Source organism: Streptomyces sp. SID3343, assembly GCF_009865215.1.
In the GTDB taxonomy this organism is placed as follows: Bacteria; Actinomycetota; Actinomycetes; order Streptomycetales; family Streptomycetaceae; genus Embleya.
In genome coordinates this window covers 1-6,072 of the sequence record NZ_WWJX01000731.1, presented here as the reverse complement: position 1 = coordinate 6,072, position 6,072 = coordinate 1, and the positions used below count along the sequence as shown (strand labels likewise).

The 6,072-nt window shown below is 70.8% G+C and carries 6 protein-coding genes; 2 read left to right on the top strand and 4 right to left on the bottom strand.

Going from position 1 to position 6,072, the window contains the following annotated elements; genetic code table 11:
- The first annotated feature begins 139 nt into the window (after positions 1–139).
- On the top strand, positions 140–979 hold the full coding sequence (locus GT354_RS22470) for an EamA family transporter (protein ID WP_346012124.1): 840 nt from the start codon (positions 140–142) through the stop codon (positions 977–979).
- A 16-nt stretch (positions 980–995) separates the two neighbouring features.
- On the opposite strand, the gene GT354_RS22465 is transcribed toward GT354_RS22470, so the two are convergent.
- The 3 genes from GT354_RS22465 to GT354_RS22455 form a co-directional block, all read right to left on the bottom strand.
- Positions 996–1,292 carry a hypothetical protein gene (locus tag GT354_RS22465; protein WP_161358171.1) on the bottom strand — a complete coding sequence of 99 codons (297 nt, stop codon included), beginning with the start codon at positions 1,290–1,292 and terminating at the stop codon, positions 996–998.
- Between the two features lie 255 nt (positions 1,293–1,547).
- On the bottom strand, positions 1,548–2,312 hold the full coding sequence (locus GT354_RS22460) for an NAD(P)H-binding protein (protein ID WP_161358170.1): 765 nt from the start codon (positions 2,310–2,312) through the stop codon (positions 1,548–1,550).
- Between the two features lie 216 nt (positions 2,313–2,528).
- On the bottom strand, positions 2,529–3,200 hold the full coding sequence (locus tag GT354_RS22455; protein ID WP_161358169.1) for an HAD family hydrolase: 672 nt from the start codon (positions 3,198–3,200) through the stop codon (positions 2,529–2,531).
- A 164-nt stretch (positions 3,201–3,364) separates the two neighbouring features.
- Between GT354_RS22455 and GT354_RS22450 the strand changes: the two genes are divergently transcribed.
- A complete protein-coding gene (locus tag GT354_RS22450) occupies positions 3,365–4,888 on the top strand; it encodes a S1 RNA-binding domain-containing protein (RefSeq protein ID WP_161358168.1) in 1,524 nt (507 codons plus the stop codon).
- Between the two features lie 26 nt (positions 4,889–4,914).
- On the opposite strand, the gene GT354_RS22445 is transcribed toward GT354_RS22450, so the two are convergent.
- The gene (locus tag GT354_RS22445) at positions 4,915–5,865 is read right to left on the bottom strand and encodes an aminoglycoside phosphotransferase family protein (protein WP_161358167.1); all 951 of its coding nucleotides are present in this window, start codon (positions 5,863–5,865) and stop codon (positions 4,915–4,917) included.
- Positions 5,866–6,072: the final 207 nt, after the last annotated feature.

Here is a 6,072-nt window from a genome sequence, read left to right as displayed (position 1 = left end):
AACGAGCGTTACAGTGAAACGATCGTTACGGCGTGGTCGGCGTCGATGTCGGGCCGGGTCGCCTCATCCGGTCGAAAGGGGGACATACATGGCCATCGCCATGAAAACGAGGGCCGGGCCCGGTCGACGGGGTCCGCTCGTGGGTGCCGTACTGGTGCTCGTCAGTTGTCTGGGTGTGCAGTCCTCGGCCGCGCTGTCCTCGGCGCTCTTCGACGCGCTGAGCGTGCCCGCCGTGGCGGGGCTGCGGCAGGCGACCGCCGCGCTCGTCCTGTGGGCGCTCGTGCGGCCGAGGGTTCGGCGGCGGAGCCGGGGCGAGTGGTCGGGGATCGCCGGGTACGGCGCGGCGATGGCCGGCATGAACGTGACGTTCTACGGCGCGGTGGACCGGCTTCCGCTCGGTGTCGCGGCGGCGCTGTTGTTCCTGGGGCCGTTCGCGGTCGCCGTCGCGTCGGTGCGGGTTCGGCGCGATGCGCTGTTCCCCGTGGTCGGCCTGGTGGGTGTCGTGCTCGTCACGCGGCCCGGCGGCGATGTCGAGTGGCTTGGCGTCGGCTTCGGACTGCTCTCCGCGGTGGCGTTGGCGCTGTACACCGTGTTCGCGCAGCGGGTGGGCCGGGCTTCCGCCGGATGGGACGGTCTGACTCTGTCGGTGGGGGTCTCCGCGCTGCTGTTGCTGCCGTTCTCCGCGCCGGCCGTTCCGCAGGTGGCGGTGGGCCAGTGGGCTCTGGTCGCTCTCTCCGGCACCGTCGGGGTGGCGCTGGCCTTCACGCTCGACTTCACGGCGGTCCGGCTCGCCGGCGCCAAGGTCGTGGCGACGCTGTTCGCCCTCGACCCGGTGATGGGGACGCTGGTGGGCGTCGCGGCACTCGGCGAGAATCCGTCCGCGGTGGCGCTCGCGGGCATCGGGTTGATCGTCGCGACCGGCGCGGCGGTGACCTGGCGCGCGGGTACGCCGTCGGCGGCGGCGGGCGAGGCCGCTTGAGGGTGGAACCACCGCGTCACGCCGGTGGGTTGGGCCCCCAGATGTCCTCGCTGCCGATCACGAGGTCCGGTTCGTGGATCCACGTGTCCAGGAAGTTGTGGCGGCCGTCGCTCCACTGACTGTGAATGATCACCGGGGCGCCGGGGCCGGCCTGCGACCACCCGCCGATGACGGCATCCCGCCACTGCCCGTCGATGCGCAGCCGCGCGTGCGGCCGGGGGCAGCGGTGGATCACATGGCGGTACACCCGCGCGGGCCCACCTTCGGGCAAAGCGCGGCGCAGGCTGCGTTCGGGCGGCTCATCGGTCGTCACCCGCACAGTCTCTCGTACATGCGTTCGATTTTGGGTCGGGACGCCGATGCGGCAGGTTGCCGGCCGGGTGGTCGCGGGTCGGTCGTCGGTCCCGTCGGGATCGGGTCACCGGTGCGAGCGCCGATGCCGGGTTGGGTCGGGTCGGGTCGGGTCGGGTCGACACAGCGGCCTTGCGGTCGGGGCACGTGGGACAGCCCGGCCGAGACGCTCTGTCGGCCGGGCTGTCCGTGTTCACGCGTCTACGCGCTCACGCGCTCACGCGCTCACGCGTTCGGCGAGGAATGCCTCCCAGGTGCGCGTGCCCACCGTGGCGCCTTCGAGGGTCAGGTTGTCGCCGGCGCGGTAGGCCTTGCCGGCCTTTCCGGGCATCCGTACCGGCAGCAGCGGACGCCGCTTGCCGCTCGCCCGCAGGTAACCCCGGCTCAACTCGCCCATCCCGTACACCCTCGGCCCCGCCAGGTCCGGCACCAGTCCCGCCGGCTCACCGAGCGCGAGTTCCACCAACCGCGCCGCCACCTCACGCGCGTCCACCGGCTGGAACCGCAACCCGCCCGGCACCGGAACCACCGGCATCCGCGCCATCTTTTGCGTCACGTTCAACACCAGGTCGTGGAACTGCGCCGCCCGCAACGTCGTCCACGGCACCCCCGACTCCGCAACCACGCGCTCCGCATCCGACTTCGCCCGGAAGTACCCCAGCGGAACCCGATTCGCCCCGATCACCGAGATGTACACGACGTGCTCGACCCCGGCCGCCGCCACCGCCCGCATCAGGTTCGCCGTGGCCACGTCGTCCCCCTTGGGACCACCGGCCAGATGCACCACGGTCCGGACGCCGGCCACGGCCGCCTCGATACCTTCGTCCTTCAGCAAGTCCCCCTGCACGTACTCCACACCGTTCCCCACCTCGCGCACGCTCCGGCTGAGCACCCGCACCGGACGACCCGCCTCGCGCAACATCGGCACCACCAGGTTCCCCAACGTGCCCGTACCACCGGTGACCAGGATCGACGACGCCATGACTACTCCCAGATTTCGTTCGGACCGGGCGCTCATGTCCCGGGTCCGTCGGCCGCGTTCGGTGTTCTGCTGGGATGACCCGCGCCGAGGAAGGAATGTGACACGGCGATCGAAGAGATTTCCTCGGAGTCGGCCGACGACGGTTTCGGGCGCGCAGCCGACGCGTAGTCGGCCCTCCAACGCCAAGGTGTGCTCGGGCGAGACACGTCGGCCGGGTCAGCGATCCGTTCGCTGTGACGGTGCCGGCGCGCCGACGACATGGTCGATCGCGGCCACGATGTCGTCGGTGACGTGTGTGGGCCGGTAAGCCGCTTCGGTCCACGGTCGACCGGCCGAGACCCAGACACTGCGTATGGAGAGGCCGTTCGCGCCGGCGATGTCGGCAGGCCCCGAGTCGCCGATCATCCACGCGTCGACGAGAGAGGCGCCGACGGTCGCCGCCGCCGCGCGGAAGATTTCCGGCTCGGGCTTGGGGTGGCCGACGTGCTCGGAGACCACCCAGCCGTGCACGAGTCGGTCGAGTCCGGCTCTGCGGATCTTCGATTCCTGTTGCGCCGTACGGCCGTTGGTGACGATGACACAGGACCAGCCGGCGGCGATCGCCCGGTCGAGCGCATCGCGCGTGCAGCCGGCGAGCGTCACGCGATCCGCGGCACCGTGATCGAGAAGGGCCCGAACGGCACCGTCGGGCGCGGCACTTCCATAACGCTCGGCCATCGTCGCGGCGACCGTGAGTCGGGACGTGTATCCGCTCGCGTCGATCGACATCAGCCAGTCGACGTCGTCGCCCGGCAACCCGTGCTCGGCCAGGAAGGCCACCACCGCACCCCGAAACGCGGCATCGCGGTCGACCAACGTGTTGTCGAGGTCGAGCATCAGCAACGACATGTCCGGCAGTACATCACGCCGGCCCGGCCCGAGCAGCCCGATTCCCCGACCTCGTCGCGACACGTCACGTCACGACCGGGGTCGATAGGCTTCGGCGGTGACTACTTCTCCTGTCCACCCGCGACCGGCCCTCAGGGCACCTTCGAGCCGCATCGGGCGCTGACATGGCTCCCTTCGTGTATCGCGTCACCCCGTACGACCCGGCCGAACAGGACCGGTCGAGCGGCCACGACCGCACCCGTATCCCGTACGACGTCGCGGAACACTTCGCGGCCGCGTACATCGCGGCAGTCGGCGGATTCGCGCTCGACGCGGGCATCGACCACGTCAGGATCGACAACCCGATGGCGACCGGGTTCCACTCCTTCTCCGTGCGCTGGGGACGCGGCGGGCACGGACTGCGCGGACTCTTCCCGCAGGACCTCGCCGGCTACCACGACGGCGCGCTCGTTCCCCTCGCCACCGGGTTGGGTCTCGTGCGGGCCATGGTCCTGCGTGACGGCGCGTGGTGCCGACTGGTCGGCGACGACGGGTTCTTCGTCCACGTCGGATGCCAAGACGACGTCTACCTCGGCAGTGACCGCCCACTACCCGACACCGAATCCCGTTGCCGGGCATTGGGCCTGTTCGTCGAGCGGGTAGCCGGTTCTCCCTACGACCCGGCCACCGACGAGGTCGCCGACGAGCGGCCCGCCGACGACTCCTTTTGGCGCGATCTCGCCGATCTCGTCACCGCCCGGGGCGGCGTCCTGTTGGAGGTGCGCCCCATCGGCAATGCGTACCGTTGGCACCGCGTCACGAGCGAACCCGACATCGAGGCCGCGCGCGAACGGCTGCCCCCACGCTCCCGGTTGGCCGCGTGGCCGGACCTCACCGACGACGCCGCGAGCATTCGGTCGGCGATCGCTCGCCGGGGATGCCTCCATTTTCTCGTTCGGCAATATCCAGGCGGAGGGATGTACCCGGAAGCCATCGCCGAGCCCGGCATGGCGCGCGCCGACGTGGCCGACCCTCAGGTCTCGGACGGCCCCGACCATCGGGCCACCCTGGTCCCGATCGAGGCCGCCGACCGTCGACCACTGCTCGCCGGCGTCCTCCCCGACGCCGACGGCGTCCTGCGTGCCCGGTGGCGGGCCAACCGCACCCGGGCCGACCAACGCCGTTCGTATCTCGCTTCGTTGCGAGTCGGCGACGTCGTCACGGGTGTCGTCACGAGCGGCCTGTGCGACGTCGGGGTGTATGTGGACTTGAACGACGACCTGGGCCGTGGTCTGGGCTTTCTCCGCACCCCCGAGATGTCCTGGTGCGGGTTCGACTCCGTCGACGACGTGGCTCCGATCGGCCGGCCGATCCGTGCGGCGATCCTGCACGTCGACTGGGCCTGGGAGCAGGTGAGCCTGTCTCTCCGGGCGGTTCGGCCGGACCCTTGGCAGCTCTACGCCAACGCCCACCACGTCGGCGAGAGCATCGACGGTGTGGTCACCACGTTGCTCCCGTTCGGCGTGTTGGTCCGGCTCCAGGAGTACCCCGAGGGAGGTGTCGAGGGGCTCGTCCGCCGCACCGAACCGGTCGACCGCGACATCGAGTCCCCGGAAGAGGTGGTCGCGGTCGGCGACCGGGTCCGGGTGACCATCCTCGACATCGACCGCGAAAGTCGCCGGATCTTCCTGTCGCTCGAACGCGGGTGAGCGCCTGCTCGGTCACCGGGCGACCGTCAGCCGGTTGCGAAGGTGCCCAGGCCCTCTCGGTGCAACAGGGCCTCGGCGATGGCTACTTGGATCGGGTGCAGGGTCGGTTCGCCGTCTTCGATGTCCCATAGGGCGTTTTGGAGTACGCGGCCCAGGGTCCAGGCGGTGGCTCGGTGTCGGTCCAGGTTCAGGGTCTCGGTCAGTAGGTCGAAGCGGCGTAGGACGGCGCGGGTCACGTCGCCCGTGGCCACTACCTCGTCCCAGCGGTTGTCCATCGCCGGGAGCAGGTCGAAGCCCGGGTCGCCGGCGAGGGGTTCCGGGTCGATGGCCAGCCAGGGTTCGCGCTCGCCGGCGAGGATGTTGTCGTAGTGCAGGTCCCAGTGCAGCATCCGGTCGCCGGGCTCGCCGATCACCTCGGCGACGGCGGACGCGCACGTGCGGAGGAGGCGTTGGTCGGCCGGGTCGCGCAACGACGCTGCCGCGCGCGGAGCTTCGTCGAGCATGGCGGCGGCGATGTCGGCCAACTGCCGCACGCCGGCCGGCGCGGGCACCGCGACCAGACGCGCCAAGAGGTCGGCCAGGATCCGCATGGCCGCGGTGTCGTCCGCGACCGCCGACAACGGGCGGGACGCGTCCAGCCGTTCCAGCAGCAGGGTGCCGGTGTCCGGATCGTGGTCGAGCAGCAGCACCTTGCCGTCGCCGTTCCACGTGCGCAGGCCGGTCGGCACGTCGACGTTCTCCGCGGTGATCGGCTGGAGCCTGAGCGCGGCGAGCGTGTCGTCCGCGCGGATCACCGGAAGTACGAGTGAGGCCATCCCGTGTCCGACCGGGCCGTCGGGTCGCAGTGCCCAGTGGTCCAGGAAGTCGGCCGCCAGCGCGGGCAACGCGGCGATCCAGGCACGGCCTGCCGCCCCACTGTGCTTGGCGTACGCCGCGGCCAGGGCGTCGGGAACGTCAACGGGGGTCAACGCACTCATGTCGCATTACTCCTTCGTGTGCTCCGAATTCGGGGGCGTTGTCACGAAGGAGGTAGGGCGGTGCCCGGGGGCCGGGCAGGGGTCAACGCATGCCGGCCACTTTAGCCGAACCCGATCAAGTCAGGGGGCGGTCGGCGGACGCGACGCACGACCGACATCGGCGTCGCGACGAACGAGCTTCCCGGGGGCGTCCGTTCCCGCTGTTCA

Coding starts and splice junctions, on each gene's coding strand:
- GT354_RS22460 (WP_161358170.1), bottom strand. CDS start 2,312: ATGGCGTCGTCGATCCTGGTCACCGGTGGTACGGGCACGTTGGGGAAC.
- GT354_RS22455 (WP_161358169.1), bottom strand. CDS start 3,200: ATGTCGTTGCTGATGCTCGACCTCGACAACACGTTGGTCGACCGCGAT.
- GT354_RS22450 (WP_161358168.1), top strand. CDS start 3,365: ATGGCTCCCTTCGTGTATCGCGTCACCCCGTACGACCCGGCCGAACAG.
- GT354_RS22445 (WP_161358167.1), bottom strand. CDS start 5,865: ATGAGTGCGTTGACCCCCGTTGACGTTCCCGACGCCCTGGCCGCGGCG.